General features: G+C 54.1%; 17 protein-coding genes and 1 rRNA gene. 14 read left to right on the top strand and 4 right to left on the bottom strand.

The features are described 5' to 3' along the window. The first annotated feature begins 24 nt into the window (after positions 1-24). Positions 25-1,020 carry a glycine betaine/L-proline ABC transporter substrate-binding protein ProX gene (proX, locus tag TU92_RS07520; RefSeq protein WP_112165818.1) on the top strand — a complete coding sequence of 332 codons (996 nt, stop codon included), beginning with the start codon at positions 25-27 and terminating at the stop codon, positions 1,018-1,020. A 63-nt stretch (positions 1,021-1,083) separates the two neighbouring features. Here the strand turns inward: proX and TU92_RS07515 are convergent, their stop codons facing one another. After that, complete coding sequence (locus TU92_RS07515; protein WP_112165816.1) at positions 1,084-1,680, bottom strand: NAD(P)H oxidoreductase; 597 nt, start codon at positions 1,678-1,680, stop codon at positions 1,084-1,086. Positions 1,681-1,779: 99 nt separating this feature from the next. Here TU92_RS07515 and TU92_RS07510 point away from each other — a divergent pair, with 99 nt between their 5' ends. Continuing rightward, positions 1,780-2,667, top strand: a complete 888-nt coding sequence (locus TU92_RS07510) for a LysR family transcriptional regulator (RefSeq protein ID WP_112165813.1) — start codon at positions 1,780-1,782, stop codon at positions 2,665-2,667. A 34-nt stretch (positions 2,668-2,701) separates the two neighbouring features. Here TU92_RS07510 and TU92_RS07505 read toward each other — a convergent pair whose 3' ends face one another. Then, a complete protein-coding gene (locus TU92_RS07505; RefSeq protein WP_112165811.1) occupies positions 2,702-3,577 on the bottom strand; it encodes a LysR family transcriptional regulator in 876 nt (291 codons plus the stop codon). A 130-nt stretch (positions 3,578-3,707) separates the two neighbouring features. Between TU92_RS07505 and TU92_RS07500 the strand changes: the two genes are divergently transcribed. The 7 genes from TU92_RS07500 (at position 3,708) to emrB (ending at position 11,102) form a co-directional block, all read left to right on the top strand. After that, positions 3,708-4,892: an MFS transporter gene (locus tag TU92_RS07500; protein WP_112165809.1), complete on the top strand. Its 1,185-nt coding sequence runs from the start codon at positions 3,708-3,710 to the stop codon at positions 4,890-4,892. Positions 4,893-5,071: 179 nt separating this feature from the next. Beyond that, the gene (locus TU92_RS07495; protein ID WP_112165808.1) at positions 5,072-5,833 is read left to right on the top strand and encodes an AzlC family ABC transporter permease; all 762 of its coding nucleotides are present in this window, start codon (positions 5,072-5,074) and stop codon (positions 5,831-5,833) included. Then, positions 5,823-6,164: an L-valine transporter subunit YgaH gene (gene ygaH, locus TU92_RS07490; RefSeq protein WP_112165806.1), complete on the top strand. Its 342-nt coding sequence runs from the start codon at positions 5,823-5,825 to the stop codon at positions 6,162-6,164. The genes TU92_RS07495 and ygaH overlap by 11 nt, the downstream gene beginning before the upstream one ends. Positions 6,165-6,340: 176 nt before the next feature. After that, positions 6,341-6,862: a transcriptional repressor MprA gene (gene mprA, locus TU92_RS07485; protein ID WP_112165804.1), complete on the top strand. Its 522-nt coding sequence runs from the start codon at positions 6,341-6,343 to the stop codon at positions 6,860-6,862. A gap of 23 nt (positions 6,863-6,885) precedes the next feature. Then, positions 6,886-8,340: an efflux transporter outer membrane subunit gene (locus TU92_RS07480; RefSeq protein ID WP_112165802.1), complete on the top strand. Its 1,455-nt coding sequence runs from the start codon at positions 6,886-6,888 to the stop codon at positions 8,338-8,340. 30 nt (positions 8,341-8,370) lie between these two features. Beyond that, positions 8,371-9,549 (top strand): multidrug efflux MFS transporter periplasmic adaptor subunit EmrA, encoded by a 1,179-nt coding sequence (gene emrA, locus TU92_RS07475; RefSeq protein ID WP_112165800.1) that lies wholly within the window; start codon positions 8,371-8,373, stop codon positions 9,547-9,549. 17 nt (positions 9,550-9,566) lie between these two features. Next, complete coding sequence (emrB, locus tag TU92_RS07470) at positions 9,567-11,102, top strand: multidrug efflux MFS transporter permease subunit EmrB (protein ID WP_112165798.1); 1,536 nt, start codon at positions 9,567-9,569, stop codon at positions 11,100-11,102. A gap of 81 nt (positions 11,103-11,183) precedes the next feature. Here emrB and TU92_RS07465 read toward each other — a convergent pair whose 3' ends face one another. After that, on the bottom strand, positions 11,184-12,287 hold the full coding sequence (locus TU92_RS07465; protein WP_112165796.1) for a tRNA/rRNA methyltransferase: 1,104 nt from the start codon (positions 12,285-12,287) through the stop codon (positions 11,184-11,186). 229 nt (positions 12,288-12,516) lie between these two features. Between TU92_RS07465 and trxC the strand changes: the two genes are divergently transcribed. The 5 genes from trxC (at position 12,517) to TU92_RS07440 (ending at position 18,380) form a co-directional block, all read left to right on the top strand. Then, a complete protein-coding gene (trxC, locus tag TU92_RS07460) occupies positions 12,517-12,936 on the top strand; it encodes a thioredoxin TrxC (RefSeq protein WP_112165794.1) in 420 nt (139 codons plus the stop codon). Between the two features lie 139 nt (positions 12,937-13,075). Next, the gene (locus tag TU92_RS07455; RefSeq protein WP_112165967.1) at positions 13,076-13,780 is read left to right on the top strand and encodes a tRNA-uridine aminocarboxypropyltransferase; all 705 of its coding nucleotides are present in this window, start codon (positions 13,076-13,078) and stop codon (positions 13,778-13,780) included. 31 nt (positions 13,781-13,811) lie between these two features. Further along, entirely contained in the window at positions 13,812-16,532 is a 2,721-nt protein-coding gene (locus TU92_RS07450) for a bifunctional acetate--CoA ligase family protein/GNAT family N-acetyltransferase (RefSeq protein ID WP_112165792.1), read from the top strand. Between the two features lie 84 nt (positions 16,533-16,616). Then, positions 16,617-17,972 (top strand): CDP-diacylglycerol--serine O-phosphatidyltransferase, encoded by a 1,356-nt coding sequence (gene pssA / locus TU92_RS07445; protein ID WP_112165790.1) that lies wholly within the window; start codon positions 16,617-16,619, stop codon positions 17,970-17,972. Positions 17,973-18,032: 60 nt separating this feature from the next. Then, positions 18,033-18,380 carry a YfiM family lipoprotein gene (locus TU92_RS07440; RefSeq protein ID WP_112165788.1) on the top strand — a complete coding sequence of 116 codons (348 nt, stop codon included), beginning with the start codon at positions 18,033-18,035 and terminating at the stop codon, positions 18,378-18,380. 132 nt (positions 18,381-18,512) lie between these two features. Here TU92_RS07440 and rrf read toward each other — a convergent pair. Continuing rightward, positions 18,513-18,628: ribosomal RNA gene (gene rrf / locus TU92_RS07435) — 5S ribosomal RNA — on the bottom strand. Positions 18,629-18,644 lie beyond the last annotated feature (16 nt).

The following is an 18,644-nucleotide window of genomic DNA, read 5'->3' as shown; positions in this document are numbered from 1 at the left end:
TCAATAACGAAATTCGAGGATTTTATGAAGAAGACAGGAATCTGGGCGGTCGCCGCCCTCACAACATTTGCTACAGCGTCAACCTTCGCCGCCGATTTACCGGGCAAAGGCGTCAGCGTAACGCCGGTTCAGAGCACCATCAGCGAAGAATCCTTCCAGACTGAACTGGTGAGCAAGGCGCTGGAAAAACTGGGCTACGACGTTCAGCCAACGCGCGAAGTCGATTACAACGTCGGCTACACCACGCTTGCCGCAGGGGATGCGCAGTTCACCGCCGTCAACTGGTCGCCGCTGCATGATGAAATGTACAAAGCCGCCGGTGGCGACAAAGTCTTTTATCGCGAAGGCACTTACGTGACCGGTGCTGCGCAGGGCTGGCTTATCGATAAGAAAACCGCTGAGAAATATCACATCACCAATATCGAACAGCTGAAAGACCCGAAGCTGGCCAAACTGTTTGATACCAACGGCGACGGCAAAGCCGATCTGACCGGTTGTACACCGGGCTGGGGCTGTGAAGCAGCGCTGAATGAACAGCTGAAAGCCTATGGTCTTGAACCGACCGTGACGCACAATCAGGGTAACTACTCTGCGATGATCGCTGACACCATCACGCGCTACAAAGAAGGTAAACCTATCTTCTATTACACCTGGACGCCGTACTGGGTGAGCAATGTGCTGATCCCTGGCAAAGACGTGTTGTGGATGCAGGTACCGTTCTCAGTAGTGCCGGGCGATAAAAACGCTGATACTAAGCTGCCGAACGGCAAAAACTACGGTTTCCCGGTGAGCACGATGCACATCGTCGCCAACAAAGCCTGGGCTGAGAAAAACCCGGCGGCGGCAAAACTGTTTGCCATCATGAAACTGCCACTGAAAGACATCAATGCGCAGAACGCCGCCATGCACGCGGGTAAAAATTCAGATGCGGATATCGCTGCACAGACCGACGGCTGGATCAAAGCCCATCAGGAAGAATTTGATGGCTGGGTAAAAGAAGCGGCTGCTGCGGCGAAATAAGCCTCAGATGAGCAGTCAGTCACGCGGGGCAAACCGGATTTCTGGTTTGCCCCGCATAAAACGTTACCTGACTAAAGCATCCACCTTTTCGCGAGCTTGCTTAAAAAGCCCCTGATAATGACTTTCCCGATCAGTAATATCTTCTTCCACTCCAATCGTATTGAAGAGAAAATCCACATGCGATTCTTCAATACCCAGATAGCTCCCTGCCCCCTGTAAATACTCCGTCATATTTTTTTTCCAGCCATACTTCTCGAACCTTGCTTCTGAGCCGCCAACCAGTGCCAGCCAGCACACTCTTTTGGCCGGGAATTTCTGGCCTCCGTAGGCCAGACCAAAATTCCAAACTCTTTCCAGATATCCTTTAATCATTGCCGGAAAACTGTACCACCACAGTGGGAAGACAATCATGATGGTATCTTTCCCCTTCAGCTCGCCAAACAACCGGTGGACTTCAGCCGGGTAACGTTTATCCGGATTGCTCCAGTCGGGTTCATCCTCCACGCCCAATACCGGATTGAAGCCGCTTCGATAGAGATCGAGCACGGAAACGTTTATCCCATGATGCGTTGCCTGTTTCTGGATCTCCTGCACCATTTGCGCGGTTAATGAATCGGCTCGCGGATGCGCCCACACTATGTACATATTCTCTGATTTCATTACCCAACTCCGTTTTAAGAAAGTACGGGCGACTTTACGACCCCGCGATAGCGCTGTAAAACGGGGTATTTGATATGGGTTAATGAAGGATTTTCACTAATGAAGCTTAACTTTTCAGACTTTGCGACATTTATCTCAGTGGCCCGCCACAAAAGCTTTCGTGCGGCGGGAGATGAAATGGGGCTCTCGCCTTCTGCCATTAGCCACGCCATTAAACAACTGGAACAGCGTCTGAAGCTGCGCCTGTTTAACCGCACCACGCGCAGCGTTTCTCTGACGGAAGCCGGTGCGAATTTGTACGAACGCCTGCGCCCGGCGTTTGAAGAAATCAGTACCATGCTGGATGAAGTGAATTGTTTTCGCGATACGCCGATGGGCACACTGAAAATCAACGCATCTCGTTTATCTTCCCGTCTTTTCCTGATGCCTCTGGTAGCAGGTTTTACCCGCCAGTTCCCGGATATCAAAGTTGAAATCACCACCGACGACAGGCTGGTGGATATCGTTAAGGATGGATTTGACGCGGGGGTTCGGCTAAGGGCTACCGTGGAAAAAGACATGATTTCGGTGCCGCTGGGGCCTCCGATAAAACTGGCTGTTGTCGCGACGCCTGACTATTTCAGCCGACATCCCGCGCCTGACCATCCACATGAACTGGTGGATCACCAGAGTGTCGTTTTCCGTTTTCATCACGGACGAATTTATCATTGGGAATTTGAGGGGCCAGAAGGAGAGCTTGCAATCGTTCCGTCCGGCAACATTGTAGTGGATGATTTCGATTCTGTGCTCGAGGCCGTTCTGAACGGAGCGGGCGTCGGTTATCTTTATCATGAACAGGTGAAAACATATCTCGCGACTGGCCAGCTGGTTTCAGTGCTGGAAGACTGGTTACCCGAGCGTCCGAGCCTCCAGTTTTATTACCCCAATCGCCAGTACATGCCCTGCGGATTACGGGCATTCCTTGATTATATTAAGGAAGGCAAATAACAGGTCTTTTGAGATCGCTGTGGATGTGTGGTCATTAAAGCCGGTCATCCTCAGAGAATGCCAAAAAGCGTTGCGCTGCCTGCGATAAAGTCGTTTGCCACACGCAGAAAACCTGACGGCGCGGCGCATTGTCGATGGGAATAGAGATCAGATCACTGCCTGGCTGAATGCGGGAAAGCGGCACAATGCCGACTGCAAGTGAGCGCCGGACAATGTTCTCGAGCCATTCGATATGATCGATTTCAAAACTGACATGACGGGTAACTCCCGCCTCTTTGAAGGCATTATCTGTCTGACGCCGCGCGCCTGAACCGGCGTAAAAATCCACCAGCGGCACCTGCGCAAGTTCACTCAGCGAAACCGTTTCACTCTTTGCATAGGCATGCTGTTGGCTGACCAGCGCGACCAGTGGCTCATCGCAAAGCTGACGGTGCGGCAGTTTGATGATGGATTTATCTCCCGGCCACAGGCCGACAAACGCCACATCCGTTCGCGACTGCTGAACATCTTCCAATATTTTTTCGCTCATCCCGACATAAAGCCGGATATTCACCAGCGGATAACGCTGAGTAAATCGCGCCAATTGTCCGACAACATCTATCGCATTCAGCGTTGATATCGTCCCCACCGTCAATGTACCGCTGAGCTCGCCTTTAAGGGCTTCCATGGTATCGAGCAGTTCTGCCTGTGCGGCCAGCAGCTTCTCTGCCGGCGCCAGAAATGCCCGACCGGCAGCCGTCAGTTTTACCTGTCTGGATGTGCGTTCAAATAACGTGCTACCCAGTTCTTCCTCAAGTTTTGCAATCTGATGACTCAGCGCGGATTGCACCGTGTGGCAGCGCAACGCCGCACGGGTGAAGTTCTGTTCATGCGCCACGGCAAGGGCAAATCGTATCTGTTTAAGGTTCATCGATTCATCGTGAAATGAGATAGTTTTAATCAAAACTATACATTGGTTTAATATTTTTAGGTGAACGATACTGTGCCTCTGCTGCATTTCTGATGCTTCGCTATCTCCAATAAACAGACAGACTTCCACAATGAAAAATTCAAAAACACCTGCAACGCTCAGCTCCGGGCTGATCATTCTGATGGCGATTGCCACCGGGCTGGCCGTCGCCAGTAACTATTATCCGCAACCGCTGCTGGAAACCATCGCGCGCGCGTTCAGTCTTTCCGTCAATCAGGCCGGTTTTATCGTCACCATCGCGCAGCTCGGTTATGCCTGTGGCCTGATGTTTATCGTGCCGCTGGGCGATATGTTTGAACGTCGCAATCTGATTGTGCTGATGACCTTGCTGTCCGCCGCCGGATTGCTGATCACTGCCATGGCGCCGACGCTGACCATCATGCTTGTCGGAACCGCCCTGACCGGGTTGTTCTCGGTGGTCGCGCAGATTCTGGTGCCGCTGGCAGCCACGCTGGCTGAGCCGGAACGTCGCGGTAAAGTTGTCGGGCTGATCATGTCCGGCCTGTTGCTGGGGATCTTGCTGGCGCGGACCGTCGCGGGCGCTCTCGCCTCGCTGGGTGGCTGGCGTACGGTGTACTGGGTGGCGAGCGCGCTGATGATTGTGATGGCGCTGGTGCTGTGGCGCAAACTGCCTAAACATGAGCAGAAAACCGATCTGAATTACGGGCAACTGCTGAAATCCATTTTCTCGCTGTTCATCCACACGCCGGTGCTGCGTACCCGCGCGCTGGTCGGCATGTTCTGCTTCGCTAACTTTAGCATTCTGTGGACCTCGATGGCGTTCCTGCTGGCGGGCCCGGCCTATCAGTATTCTGAGGGCGTTATCGGCCTGTTTGGTCTGGTCGGCGCGGCCGGTGCGCTGGCGGCTACCCGTGCAGGGCATTTGGCGGATAAAGGTAAAGCCCATCTGACCACGACGGTTGGACTGATCTTGCTGTTACTGTCCTGGGCGGCCATTGCTTACGGGCAGCATTCGGTGATTTCGCTGATCCTCGGGATCATCGTTCTGGACCTTTCGGTTCAGGGCGTGCACATCACCAACCAGAGTGTGATTTATAAATCGATGCCGGAAGCGCGTAACCGGCTGACGGCAGGTTACATGACCACCTACTTCATCGGCGGCGCAGTCGGATCACTGGTGTCTGCGTCGGCCTATCAGACGGCGGGCTGGTACGGCGTCTCCGTTGCCGGAACCGTGATGTGCGTACTGAATCTGCTGGTCTGGTGGCAAGGACATAAGTACAATCTGGCCTGAAATTCATCTGATTAAAATAGAATCAGGAGGGAATCATCACCCCTCCTGATTAGCTTGCGAATAATCATTTATGAAATTTATTTGTACCAAAGGGTGTTAACAATACTTACAGTCTGGTAATGTTTGCGTCATAAATTATTCGCCGGTCACCCTCCGGTTTCACACTGTTTTATACATCCATGCAAAGCAATCCTGATCCCGAAACACCTGACCCGGTTAGTGTTTCAACCTTCAAACAAGGTATTACCGATAGCCTGCCTATCGTCATCGGTTATCTCCCTATCGCTTTTGCTTTCGGCCTCAGCGCCGTCAAACTTGGCTTCACGCCTGCTGAAAGCCTGCTGTTTTCCATACTTATTTACGCTGGCGCCAGCCAGTTTGTGATCACTGCGCTGCTCAGTGCCGGAATGTCTTTGTGGGTGTCTGCGCTGACGGTGATGGCGATGGATGTCAGACACGTTTTGTACGGCCCCTCTTTGCGCAACCGTCTGGTGGGAAAACTTAATGGCAGGAAAACGGCGCTGTGGGCGTTCGGCCTGACCGATGAAGTGTTCGCCGCCGCCACGACCAAACTTATCCGCGATAAGCGCAGCTGGAGCGAGAACTGGATGTGCGGCATTGCGCTGTCTTCGTGGCTTTCCTGGGTTTTCGGTACCGCTGTCGGTGCGCTGTTTGGCAACGGGCCGCTGGAAAATTATCCCGCCGTGGAAGCCGCACTCGGCTTTATGTTGCCTGCGCTGTTCCTGAGTTTCCTGCTCGCCGCGTTTAAGCGCCAGCAAGGTGGGGTCTTTGTGGCCTCGCTGGCGGGTGCGCTCGGCGGACTGCTGTTCTGGTCAATTCCCGCCGCTATCGGCTGCGGTCTGGGCGCAGGCTGTCTCGCCGCCCTGCTGCAACGCCCGTTCGCGCCTTCCACCGCCGAGGTCACGCCCGATGAGCACTAACGTCATTCTGGTCTGCCTGCTGGTGGGCACGGTCAATTATCTGTTTCGATATTTGCCGCTGCGCCTGGGTGCGCGGCAAACGTCAGGGCGGCTGAAAAGCGGTCCGTTATCCCGCGTGCTCGACAGCATTGGTATCGCCTCGATTTGTGCGCTGCTGGTGGTATCCGGCGTGCCGGAAATTCTGCGGGACTCGCAAAAACTGCTGCCGTCGCTGGCCGGTTTCGTACTGATCGCGCTGGTTTTCTGGCGAACCAAAAGCATCATTATCGCCACACTGACCGGTGCCGTGGTGTACGGCCTGGTGTTCAAGGTCATGCTGCTGGCTGGCTGAAGTGCGTTTTGTTACGCGCAGGCAACAGATAACCAAAGACTGCTGAATACTTTAAACATCGAATAATTCACTGGAGTTATGAATCACACTAATTGCTAAAGAATTGGGGGTTCATGACATTGATATTATTAATTACCATCGTTACTATGTCATCTGTAACTAATGAGGCTTCTCATATGGACAGTTCGTTCGCGCCAATTGAAAACATGTTAAATTTCCGGGCTAAAAAGCAAAAAGATTTCCCTTATCAGGAAATCCTGCTGACCCGCCTTTGTATGCATATGCAGAGTAAACTGCTGGAAAACCGCAACAAGATGTTGAAAGCACAAGGCATCAACGAAACGCTGTTTATGGCGTTGCTCACCCTTGATGCTCAGGAAAGCCACAGTATTCAGCCTTCGGAACTCAGCTCTGCGCTGGGTTCTTCACGCACGAATGCCACCCGCATTGCGGATGAGCTGGAAAAGCGCGGATGGATTGAACGCCGTGAAAGTGACAACGACCGTCGCTGCCTGCATTTACATCTGACTCCCGACGGTGAAGCCTTTATTCAAAAGTTACTGCCACCTCAACATAAGAGCCTGCATTTTCTCTGGTCGACCTTAGACGCTGATGAACAGAAGCAGTTAGAAACCCTGACCCGCAAACTGTTAACTCGCCTTGATCAGATGGATGCGACAGCCTTACAACAAATCTAAATTTCTGTTCAGGTAAACCACACATGTCACTCCAAGCTCGCTGGAGGCTTACGCCGCTGTTTGCCGTTTTGATCCTGGCTGGCTGCGCCTCCAGTAATAATATCGCTCCTCAGTCGTCGCTGCTGGATACACAACAGCTTCACCTGCAGCAGGCAAAAGTCAGCTCTCTGACCATCGGCCCACAGTGGTGGCGCAGTCTTAATGACCCGCAGCTTGATGCCCTGATGACCGCGACGTTGCAAAACTCGCCGTCGTTGCGCCAGGCCGCCGCGCGCGTGCGCGAAGCACAAAGCGTGATGGGCGAAGCAGATGCGGCTAATGGCCCATATCTGGATCTGAACGGTTCGACACGACGTGAACGTGTGGCGAAAAATACCATTCCACCGTTCCTGACCAGTTATCCCGAAGCGCCGATTTACGACAGCAGTAACAGCCTCGGGCTGAATCTGAGCTATGAGTTTGACTGGTGGGGAAAATACCGCAATCAGGTGAATGCCGCGAAAGCGCAGGTGGATTCTGCCCGCGCTGAACAGGCCGAAGCCGCTCTGACGCTGACCAGTTCGGTCGCGTCAGCCTATTATCAGTTGCAGGCAAACCTGGCCTTACAGGACGTTCTGCAACATCAGGTGGATAACAACCAGCGCCTGGCGGATCTGCGTAAAGCGCAGTACAACGCCGGGGTATACGGTATCGAGATCCCGCAACAGACGCAGGCTCAGGCCGACAGCGCGAAACAGCAAATCATTACGTTGAAATCACAGACCGAACAGCTGCGCCATCAGTTATCTGCGCTGGCCGGACGTGGTCCGGACGCGATGAACGGGCTGCACGCGGTTGCATTGCCGCCGCCTGAAGCTCTGGCACCGAAAGGTGAACTGACCCTCGATTTACTGGGCAAACGCCCGGACATCGCCGCACAGCGCGATCTGGTGGAGTCCTATTCCCAGCGTGTGAGCGCCGCGAAAAAAGAGTTCTACCCCAGCCTTTCCATCAGTGCCTTTGGCGGTCTGACGACCACCAACTACGGCGGCACCAGCCCGAATCTTCTGGAAGCCGCGAGTAAAGCCTGGAACATCACGCCCGCCATTTCGCTGCCGATTTTCCACGCAGGCGCACTGCGCTCCAAACTGGGCGAAGAGTCCGCGTTATATGACCAGTCCGTTGAGTCGTATAACCAGACCATCCTGAACGCCATCCAGCAAACTGCGGATGCCATCACCATCGCGAAAAGCAGCGTTGAACAATTGCAGCAGGCTTCTTCTGCCGCGACGTCGCTTTCCGAGGTGTATCGCGTTTCGGATGCAAGATACAACGCTGGCATCATCGGACGGGATGAGCTGTTAACCAGCCAGTCAGCGCTGCTGCAACAACAGCAGGCGCAGCTTAATGCCAGCAGTCAGGTGATGCAGGCAAAAATCAGTCTCATCCGTGCGCTCGGGGGTGGCTATCAGGCCCCGGCGGCGGACCAAAAATCATAATAATTACACAGACTCAGCGTGGAGAAGACCATGAGCGCAAATGCCGAAACTCAGGCAGCAACGCCGCAAGCTCCGAGAAATAAGAAAAAAACGCGCAAAACCGCGATGCTCTTATTAACCGGGATTTTCATTATTATCGCTATTGCCTATCTGTTTTACTGGCTGTTGGTATTACGTCATTTCGAGTCAACGGATGACTCGTACGTGGCAGGTAACCAGGTACAGATTATGGCGCAGGTCTCGGGCAGCGTGACCGACGTCAATTTCGACAGCACTGACTTTGTGAAAAAAGGCGACGTACTGGTCACTATCGATCCGACGGATGCCGAACAGGCGTTCGAACGTTCTAAAACCGCACTGGCCAACAGCGTGCGTCAGACGCATCAGTTGATCATCAACGGGAAACAATATCAGGCGAATATCGCTCTGCGTCAGACTCAGTTGCAACAGGCGCAGACTGACCTGAAACGCCGCGTCGTGCTGGGCAATGTCGATGCGATTGGCCGTGAAGAACTGCAACACGCCCGTGATGCCGTTGACACCGCCAAAGCGCAATACGACGTCGCGGTTCAGCAATACAACGCCAATCAGGCAATGGTGCTGAATACGCCGGTGGATCAACAACCTCAGGTTCTGCAGGCCGCCGCTCAGGTGCGCGACGCCTGGCTGGCCCTGCAACGGACCAAAGTACGCAGCCCGATCGACGGGTTTGTTTCCCGCCGTGCGGTGCAGATTGGTCAGCAGATCACCTCATCAACCGCGCTGATGGCCGTCGTCCCTGCCAATCACATTTGGGTGGACGCCAACTTTAAAGAAACGCAGCTTGCCAATATGCGTATCGGCCAGGCCGCGACCGTGGTCAGCGATATGTACGGCGATGACGTGAAATATCACGGTAAAGTTGTGGGGATGGACATGGGTACCGGCGGCGCGTTCTCGCTGTTACCGGCGCAGAATGCCACCGGCAACTGGATCAAAGTGGTTCAGCGCTTACCGGTACGTATTGAACTGAACGATCAGGAAGTGAAGGAACACCCGCTGCGTATCGGTTTATCCGCGCTGGTCACGGTCGATACTCAGAACCGTGATGGTTTAGTTCTGGCCGAGAAAGTCCGTACTGAACCGCTGTACCAGACCACCGCACTGACGCTGGATCTGGCGCCGGTGAACGCCATCATTGCTGACGTTATTCATGCAAATGCAGGCTAAAGCCTCCGGAGGCCTCTGTGGCAAATAAACCGCTGGTAGGCGCACCGCTGGCCTGGATGACGGTGGCTTTGTCGATGGCCACGTTTATGCAGGTGCTGGACTCGACGATCGCCAACGTGGCGATCCCGACCATTGCCGGGAATCTGGGTGCCTCGAATTCACAGGGCACCTGGGTGATCACGTCGTTCGGGGTGGCGAATGCTATCTCGATCCCGATCACCGGCTGGCTGGCAAAACGCATCGGTGAAGTAAAACTGTTCCTGTGGTCTACGGTGCTGTTTGCCATTGCATCGTGGCTTTGCGGCATGTCCAACAGTCTGGAAATGCTGATCTTCTTCCGTGTGGTGCAGGGTGTGGTGGCAGGTCCACTGATCCCCCTCTCACAAAGTCTGTTACTGAATAACTATCCGCCGGCCAAGCGAAGTACCGCCTTAGCGCTCTGGTCGATGACAGTGATCGTCGCCCCGATTTGCGGGCCGATCCTCGGCGGATACATCAGTGATAACTACCACTGGGGCTGGATCTTCTTCATCAACGTGCCGATCGGTGCCGCGGTGGTCTTCCTGACGCTGAAAACGCTGAAAGGACGCGAAACGGCTACGCAGATCCGCCCAATCGACAGCGTCGGTCTGGTATTGCTGGTGCTGGGGATTGGCGCGTTGCAGGTGATGCTCGACCGCGGTAAAGAGCTGGACTGGTTTAACTCGACGGAAATTATCGTACTGGCGGTCGTGGCCGTGGTCGCGCTTTGTTTCCTTGTCGTATGGGAGTTGACCGACGACCATCCGATTGTCGATCTGTCGCTGTTTAAATCGCGAAACTTCACCATTGGCGTGTTGTGTATCAGCCTGGCCTACATGCTCTACTTCGGTGCGATCGTTCTGCTGCCGCAGCTGTTGCAGGAGGTATACGGCTACACCGCGACATGGGCAGGTCTGGCGTCGGCACCGGTGGGGATTTTGCCGGTCATCATGTCGCCGATTATCGGTCGCTTTGCGCACCGGCTGGACATGCGCAAACTGGTGACGTTCAGCTTCATTATGTATGCGGTCTGCTTCTACTGGCGCGCGTACACATTCGAACCGGGAATGGATTTTGGTGCGTCGGCGTGGCCACAGTTTATTCAGGGCTTCGCAGTCGGCTGCTTCTTCATGCCGCTGACCACCATCATTCTGTCAGGATTACCGCCGGAACGTATGGCGGCGGCGTCGAGTTTGTCGAACTTTATCCGAACGCTGGCGGGATCGATCGGTACGTCGATCACCACCACGATGTGGTCAAACCGGGAATCGTTGCATCACGCGCAGTTGTCGGAAAATATTACGCCGTTTAATCCGGCGGCGACGCAGACCTATCAGCAGCTCGAGAGTATGGGCATGAGTCACCAGCAGGCTTCCGGCTGGATGGCGAGGGAGATAACCAACCAGGGGCTGATCATCTCTGCCAACGAGATTTTCTGGCTATCGGGAGGGGCATTCCTGGTCTTGCTGATTTTGATCTGGTTCGCGCGGCCACCGTTTAGCAGCGGTGGGGGCGGCGGCGGCGCTCACTGATTGATTGTAGAAAATCGGTGTACGCCAGAAAGCAAAACGGACGCAATGAGCGTCCGTTTTTTTTAGCTAACAATCAGGGGATTATGCCTGATTCTGACGCCACCATTCGGCCAGCAAAATACCGGTCGCGACGGAAACGTTCAGGCTTTCTACTTTACCGGTCCCGCCGATAGACACGCTCAGGTCACCCTGCTGCCATGCGCTGTCGGACAAACCGTCACTCTCTTCACCCAGCACCAGCACCATTTTGGCAGGCAGCTCAGCTTTACCGAGCGCAGTCCCTTTATGGCTGGAGGTGGTGACGATGGTGTAACCCGCTTTACGGAAGGTCGCCAGCACATCGAGGAAGTTATCCGCGTTGATGGCTTTAACATGTTCCGCGCCGCCTTCAGCGGTACGCACTGCGGCACCGGATTCCAGCTGGGCCGGATCCTGAACCAGCATCCCGTTGATACCGAAATGCGCACAAGAACGCATGATACCGCCGAGGTTGTGCGGGTTGCCGACGTTTTCCAGCGCCAGCACACAGTCTTTCGCGCGAGCCGTTTGCAGATAGGTTTCTGCATCCAGGCCCTGACGTTTTTTGATCAGGAAACACACGCCACCGTGGTGTTCAGTGCCGGAGGCTTTGACCAGCTCTTCGTCTTCAACCACATGGTAAGCCTTGCGGTTTGCCGCCATCCAGCGCAGCGCTTCGCGAAAGCGTGGAGTCACAGATTGCACGAACCACGCACGAACGATAGCGTCCGGACGGCTGGCAAACAGTGCCTGACAGGCGTTTTCACCGTACACGCGGGTCTCTTCTTGACGCTGACGACGCAGTTGCTCAGGATCGATAAAGCTTTTACCGCTGATGCCACCGTGATCGGGCACGGATTCATCCGCAGGCGCACGTGAAACGGTTTTCCACGGCGAAGAATACGGACCGTCGTCATCACGGGCCGGACGGCGTGGGCGATCGTCACCACGTCGTGTATCTGCACCGCGTGAATCACCACGGGAATCGCTGCTGCGACGCTCATTGCGGCGGGCATCGTCTGGACGGGAACCCTGGCGAGGTTTATCGCCCGGACGTCCTCTGTTATTGGAAGGACGTTTATCGTTATTGCGGTTATCGCCGTCGTCGTCACTACGGACGAACATCACTTTGACTTTGCCGTTCTTGCCACTGAATGAATCGTTCATTTTTCTCTCCACCTACGCGCAGGGCGCGAAGATTACCTGATGTCTGTGAGCTAAGCCACATGCTTTGGACCAAAAGCTTAAAACTATCGTATTCATTGAATAAACCGCGTTGTTAACGGAATGCTGCGCCCTCATACTTACAACATACAATTAACATATCAGCCATTTTTTACGCCGGACCCGGTAAGGTTGATACCGTTCTCACGTTAAGCAATGTAGAGGCTATTTTATGAATACGATTTGTTCATCATGTCAGGCCACCAACCGCCTGCCTGAGGATCGTATCGACGACGGCGCGAAATGTGGCCGCTGCGGTCATTCACTTTTTGAAGGCGATGTGGTTCATGCTACTGCTGCCACGCTGGATAAATACCTGCAGGATGACCTGCCGGTTGTCATCGATTTTTGGGCTCCATGGTGCGGCCCGTGTGTTAACTTCGCGCCAATCTTTGAAGATGTGGCTCAGGAACGCGCCGGTAAAATCCGGTTCATCAAGGTTAATACCGAAGCAGAACCAGAACTGAGTGCGCGGTTCCGGATCCGCAGCATTCCCACCATTATGGTCTTTAATGAAGGCAAAATGGTCGATATGCTGAGCGGCGCGGTACCTAAAGCCCCGTTCAATGACTGGCTTAATGAATCATTGTAACGCATAAGCCGGTATAAAGCCCTGCCGATGGCCCGCTTCTGTGCGGGCCTTTTTTTGTAAACTTCCCGCCAGCAACAGATTCGCTTGCCAGCCCCACAGGGGTGATTAGAATAGCCGTTTTTCGATTATCGGAATGCTTATGTCAGACAACGCCGTCCTTCGCCTGCGAACAGAACGCCTCGCCAAATCTACCCGCCCTTTTCTCGCGCGCGGTTCACGGGCGATCCGCTGTCAGTCATGCCTGTTACCCGTACGTAACTGCATCTGCGCGACGCGCGAAATCCATCAGGCCGCCAGCCGCTTTTGTCTGGTGATGTTTGACACTGAGCCGATGAAACCGAGTAACACGGGTCGCCTGATAGCCGACGTTCTGCCTGATACACAGGCGTTTATGTGGTCGCGGACAGAAACCGATCCCGCCCTTATTGCAGCAATTTCGGATCCGGCCCGTCAGGCATACGTCGTTTTCCCTGCCTCATTCGCCGAGCCGCCGCGTCAGGTCTTTACCGAAGTGCCCGCAGGCAGCAAACCGCCGCTGTTTATTATGCTCGACGGCACGTGGAACGAAGCACGCAAGATGTTTCGCAAAAGTCCGTATCTGGATAATCTGCCGGTCTTCTCATTGGATGTGAGCGCCAGCTCCGGTTATATCCTGCGCGAAGCCTCACGCCCGGAGCTGCATTGCACCGTCGAAGTGGCTGCCGCCCTGCTGGAAAAAGCCGGCGACATGGAAGCTTCTGCGGGGCTGTCGCGGCACTTCAATCATTTCCGTACCCAATATCTGGCAGGAAAACCCCACCATCCGGTGCATCAGCTCACAGCAAAGAACGAAGAAAGCCTCTAGAATCAGTTCAGGATGATTGATTGGAGTTCTGATGAGCCAGCGTGGACTTGAAGCCCTGTTACGACCTGAATCTATCGCGGTAGTCGGTGCCAGCAACAAGCCGGGACGTGCCGGATACCTGATGATGCGTAATCTGCTCGATAGCGGATTCAACGGCCCGGTGCTGCCGGTCACTCCCGCGTATCGTGCTGTGTGTGGCGTTCTGACCTGGCGGGATGTCATCAGCCTGCCGATGTCACCGGATTTAGCCATTCTTTGCACGCACGCCGACCGTAATCTTGCGCTGCTTGAGCAGCTCGGCGAGCGCGGCTGCAAAACGGTTATCGTCCTTTCCTCGCAGCCACAGCAATTCGCTGAACTGAAGGCCTGCGCCCAACGCTTTTCGATGCGCCTGCTCGGACCGAACAGTCTGGGCATTCTTGCGCCGTGGCAGCGTCTGAACGCCAGCTTTTCACCGGTGCCAATCCTTCCCGGCAAACTGGCATTTATTTCGCAGTCCGCCGCCGTCGCCAATACTATTCTCGACTGGGCACAGCAGCGCGCCGTCGGGTTTTCCTATTTCATTTCGCTTGGCGACAGCCTGGATATCGACTTTGACGATCTGCTCGATTTCCTCGCCCGCGACAGTAAGACCAGCGCTATCCTCCTTTATCTCGAACATATCAGCGACGCGCGGCGTTTTCTTTCTGCCTCACGGAGCGCTTCACGCAATAAACCGATTCTGGTGATCAAAAGCGGACGCAGCGTTAAGGCGCAGCAGCTACTCAACAGCCCGCTGAGCCTTGACGCGGCGTATGATGCCGCCATTCAGCGTGCAGGCTTACTGCGCGTGCAGGATACGCACGAACTGTTTTCGGCGGTAGAAACCCTCAGCCACATGCGCCCGTTAAAAGGTGAGCGCTTACTTATCATTAGCAACGGCGCTGCACCTGCCGCGATGGCGCTTGACCAGCTGCTATCGCGCAACGGTAAACTGGCGGAGCTTGGTGAAGAGACATGCAGGGCATTGAGCGCCGTTCTGCCGGGCACGATTTCGGCGCTGAATCCTTTGGACTTACATGATGACGCCACACCGCAGCTCTATCAGGCGGTCATGACGACGCTGCTCGACAGTACGGATTTTGATGCACTGCTGGTGATCCACGCGCCAAGTGCCGCTGCGCATGGGACAGTCACCGCCAGCCATCTTATCGAGGCCGTCCGTAAACATCCCCGTGGTAAATACGTCACGCTGCTGACCAACTGGTGCGGTGAATTCTCTTCTCAGGAAGCGCGTAAACTGTTTACCGAGGCCGGGATCCCGACTTACCGCACCCCGGAAGGTACAGTGACAGCGTTTATGCATATGGTGGAATATCGTCGTAATCAGAAACAGCTGAAAGAAACCCCGGCACTGCCTGCGGATCTTGAACAGAACACCGATGAGGCTCACAGGCTCATCGCCCGGACGCTGGCGGAGGGCACCACACAGTTAGATACGCATGAAGTCCGCGCAATTTTACAGGCCTATGGGATGAACGTATTGCCGACATGGATTGCCAGCGACAGCGCCGAAGCAGTCAATATCGCCAGTCAGGTGGGGTATCCGGTGGCATTGAAATTACGCTCGCCGGACATTCCGCATAATTCTGAAGTTCAGGGCGTGATGCTGTACCTGCGCACCGCCAGCGAAGTCGAACAGGCTGCGAATGCGATTTTCGATCGCGCCCGTCAGGCTTTTCCTCAGGCGAGAATTCAGGGGCTGCTGGTACAAACCATGGCTAACCGGCCAGGCTCGCAGGAGCTGCGGGTGGTGGTAGAGCAGGATCCGGTCTTTGGTCCGCTGATTATGCTGGCTGAGGGCAGTTCCGACTGGCAGCCCGAACGTCAGGCGGTGGTCGCCCTGCCGCCGCTGAATATGACGCTGGCACGCTATCAGGTGGTTCAGGCGCTGAAAAGCGGCAAGATCCGTGGTCGCAATGCATTACATCCCCTCGATATTTCTGCACTCAGCCAGTTGCTGGTGAATGTATCGAACCTGATCATTGATTGCCCTGAAATCGAACGGCTTGATATTCATCCGCTGCTGGTCTCAGGAAGCGAGCTCAGCCTGCTGGATGTGTCGATGCAGCTATCTGCCCAAACGGCTGACGCGCCATCACGTCTGGCAATCCGGCCTTATCCGCGCGAACTGGAAGAGCGCGTTGTCCTTAAAGATGGCTCGCAGGCCTTGTTCCGCCCAATCCTCCCCGAGGATGAACCGCTGCTCAAAGCGTTTATCCTTAAAGTCACAAAAGAAGACCTCTACTACCGTTACTTCAATGAGATCAATGAGTTTACTCATGAAGATTTAGCCAATATGACGCAGATTGATTACGACCGCGAAATGGCCTTCGTCGCCATCCATACGGTGAATGATAAAAATGAAATTATTGGAGTAACGCGAGCTGTCTCAGATCCGGACAATATTGACGCTGAATTCTCTGTGCTGGTTCGCTCGGATCTGAAAGGGCTGGGGCTTGGGCGCAGACTTCTCGATAAGATGATCAACTACGCCGCAGAGCATGGACTGCAACGTCTGACGGGGATCACCATGCCGAACAATCAGGGCATGATCACGCTGGCCAGAAAGCTCGGGTTCGACGTCGACATCCAGATTCAGGACGGCATTGTGAACCTGTCGCTTGTGCTGAAAAAAAACCGAATAACCTTGCAGAAAACCGTGAGCCTAAGCCATGAACAGGCAAAAGATGCGCACATCGGAGAGGACTAATGGTATTATCGACCGATTGTGCGGTTACCACTGTCTGCTTGTGCCGCGAAAGCCATTACATGAAGAGAGAAGAAGCGCACTGTGATGTTGTCTAAATTCAAACGTAATAAACATCAACAACACCTTGCTCAGCTACCCAAACTCCCCCAAACGGTTGATGCTGTAAAAACGCTCTACTGCCCAACAGATTTCCGTAAGACGCTGCTCAGCGCAATTGCCAACGCTACCCAACGGATATATCTGGTCGCTCTCTATTTAGAGAATGATGACGGCGGTCGCGACGTATTGTCGGCACTTTATGCGGCTAAACAGCAACGACCTGAGCTTGAGATTTGCGTGCTGGTCGACTGGCACCGTGCTCAGCGTGGGCGTATCGGCGCCGCTGCGGCTGACACCAATGCTGACTGGTATTGTCGCATGGCGAAGGAGCATCCTGAATGTTCTGTGCCGGTATACGGTGTTCCTGTTAATACACGTGAAGCACTGGGTGTGCTGCACCTGAAAGGTTTTGTGATTGACGATCAAGTGATCTACAGCGGGGCGAGTCTCAATGATGTCTATCTGCATCGCCATGAGAAATATCGCTATGACCGCTACCAGTTGCTGACCAATGCCGCGCTGGCAAACACCATGATCGACTTTATGAAGAAGTCGATCATTACTGCCGCAGCCGTGCAGCGCCTCGATCGTGAAGATCGTCCTAAAAGCATTGAGATCAAAAATGAAACGCGTCAGTTCCGCCAAAGCCTGCGCTCCAGCGGATATCATTTCAAAGACAGCGCCGGGAATGATGAACTGGCGGTGACGCCCATCGTTGGCCTGGGCAAGCAGAACGAGCTAAACCGGACTATTCATCATCTGATGGCCAGTACGGAGCAGAAGCTGACACTGTGTACTCCTTATTTCAATATGCCGGCAATGCTGTCGCGCAATATTATTCATCTGCTGCGCCGCGGGAAGCAGGTGGAGATAATTGTTGGCGATAAGACGGCCAACGATTTCTATATTCCACAGGATCAGCCTTTTAAGATCATCGGTGCCCTGCCCTATCTCTACGAAATAAACCTGCGCCGTTTCCTAAGCCGTTTACAGCGTTTTGTCGACAGCGGTCAGTTGATTGTGCGTCTGTGGAAAGATGGGGATAACAGTTATCATCTCAAAGGTATGTGGGTCGACGACCGCTGGCAGATGATCACCGGGAATAACCTGAATCCACGCGCATGGCGGTTGGATCTGGAGAATGCGATTTTAATCCACGATCCCCATAAAGAGATGGCGGAGCAGCGTCAGAAAGAGCTTGATGAAATTCGTCAGCATACGCAAGTTGTCTCTCATTATATGGAACTGGAAAGCATCCCTAATTATCCGGTTAAAGTACGTAAACTTATTCGCCGTTTACGGCGGATACGTATCGACAGATTAATCAGCCGAATTCTGTAATTGGCTATACTGAAAGCCTGATCATGTTGATCGGGCTTTTTTATATCTGGAATAATACGAATGGCTCACTCACCTCTCCCTCGTTATAAACTCCCCTTAATCACCCTGATAGTAATGAGTAGTGGCTGCACTCACTTCGCCAACGATCAATGGACCGGTAAAGACAAAGCCGAGCACTTTGTAGGATCCGCCGTGTTAGCCGCGACAGCCACCGCTTATGGGGACAATCAGGGATGGAATGAAGCGCGCAGTCGTTCTTTCGGCTTACTGTTTTCGGTGAGTCTGGGCGCGGCGAAAGAACTTTATGACAGCAGGGAAGGTGGCAGTGGCTGGAGCTGGAAAGATTTCAGCTGGGATATCGCCGGGGCGGCAGTGGGGTATAGTGCTTATCATCTGACGCATTATTGATGACTTTTACTGCAAAATTTCCGTCCATAGCTGCAAAAAAAGGTAAATAGCTGTTTTTCTGCGGTCATTCCCCCCAAATCCCAGACAGCAAAAAGCCCTGTACGTCAGTACAGGGCTTTCCACTTGTTTGATGCCTGGCAGTTCCCTACTCTCGCATGGGGAGACCCCACACTACCATCGGCGCTACGGCGTTTCACTTCTGAGTTCGGCATGGGGTCAGGTGGGACCACCGCGCTAGTGCCGCCAGGCAAATTCTGTTTCATC

It is taken from the genome of Rahnella inusitata, from assembly GCF_003263515.1.
Lineage (GTDB): Bacteria > Pseudomonadota > Gammaproteobacteria > Enterobacterales > Enterobacteriaceae > Rahnella > Rahnella inusitata.
Note: the sequence above shows the minus strand (reverse complement) of the source record. Positions and strands in the feature narration are given on the sequence as shown.

What these genes read in the sequence shown, in the direction of transcription:
- proX (WP_112165818.1), top strand. Translation starts at nt 25, where the DNA reads ATGAAGAAGACAGGAATCTGGGCGGTCGCCGCCCTCACAACATTTGCT.
- TU92_RS07515 (WP_112165816.1), bottom strand. Translation starts at nt 1,680, where the DNA reads ATGAAATCAGAGAATATGTACATAGTGTGGGCGCATCCGCGAGCCGAT.
- TU92_RS07510 (WP_112165813.1), top strand. Translation starts at nt 1,780, where the DNA reads ATGAAGCTTAACTTTTCAGACTTTGCGACATTTATCTCAGTGGCCCGC.
- TU92_RS07505 (WP_112165811.1), bottom strand. Translation starts at nt 3,577, where the DNA reads ATGAACCTTAAACAGATACGATTTGCCCTTGCCGTGGCGCATGAACAG.
- TU92_RS07500 (WP_112165809.1), top strand. Translation starts at nt 3,708, where the DNA reads ATGAAAAATTCAAAAACACCTGCAACGCTCAGCTCCGGGCTGATCATT.
- TU92_RS07495 (WP_112165808.1), top strand. Translation starts at nt 5,072, where the DNA reads ATGCAAAGCAATCCTGATCCCGAAACACCTGACCCGGTTAGTGTTTCA.
- ygaH (WP_112165806.1), top strand. Translation starts at nt 5,823, where the DNA reads ATGAGCACTAACGTCATTCTGGTCTGCCTGCTGGTGGGCACGGTCAAT.
- mprA (WP_112165804.1), top strand. Translation starts at nt 6,341, where the DNA reads ATGGACAGTTCGTTCGCGCCAATTGAAAACATGTTAAATTTCCGGGCT.
- TU92_RS07480 (WP_112165802.1), top strand. Translation starts at nt 6,886, where the DNA reads ATGTCACTCCAAGCTCGCTGGAGGCTTACGCCGCTGTTTGCCGTTTTG.
- emrA (WP_112165800.1), top strand. Translation starts at nt 8,371, where the DNA reads ATGAGCGCAAATGCCGAAACTCAGGCAGCAACGCCGCAAGCTCCGAGA.
- TU92_RS07465 (WP_112165796.1), bottom strand. Translation starts at nt 12,287, where the DNA reads ATGAACGATTCATTCAGTGGCAAGAACGGCAAAGTCAAAGTGATGTTC.
- trxC (WP_112165794.1), top strand. Translation starts at nt 12,517, where the DNA reads ATGAATACGATTTGTTCATCATGTCAGGCCACCAACCGCCTGCCTGAG.
- TU92_RS07455 (WP_112165967.1), top strand. Translation starts at nt 13,076, where the DNA reads ATGTCAGACAACGCCGTCCTTCGCCTGCGAACAGAACGCCTCGCCAAA.
- TU92_RS07450 (WP_112165792.1), top strand. Translation starts at nt 13,812, where the DNA reads ATGAGCCAGCGTGGACTTGAAGCCCTGTTACGACCTGAATCTATCGCG.
- pssA (WP_112165790.1), top strand. Translation starts at nt 16,617, where the DNA reads ATGTTGTCTAAATTCAAACGTAATAAACATCAACAACACCTTGCTCAG.
- TU92_RS07440 (WP_112165788.1), top strand. Translation starts at nt 18,033, where the DNA reads ATGGCTCACTCACCTCTCCCTCGTTATAAACTCCCCTTAATCACCCTG.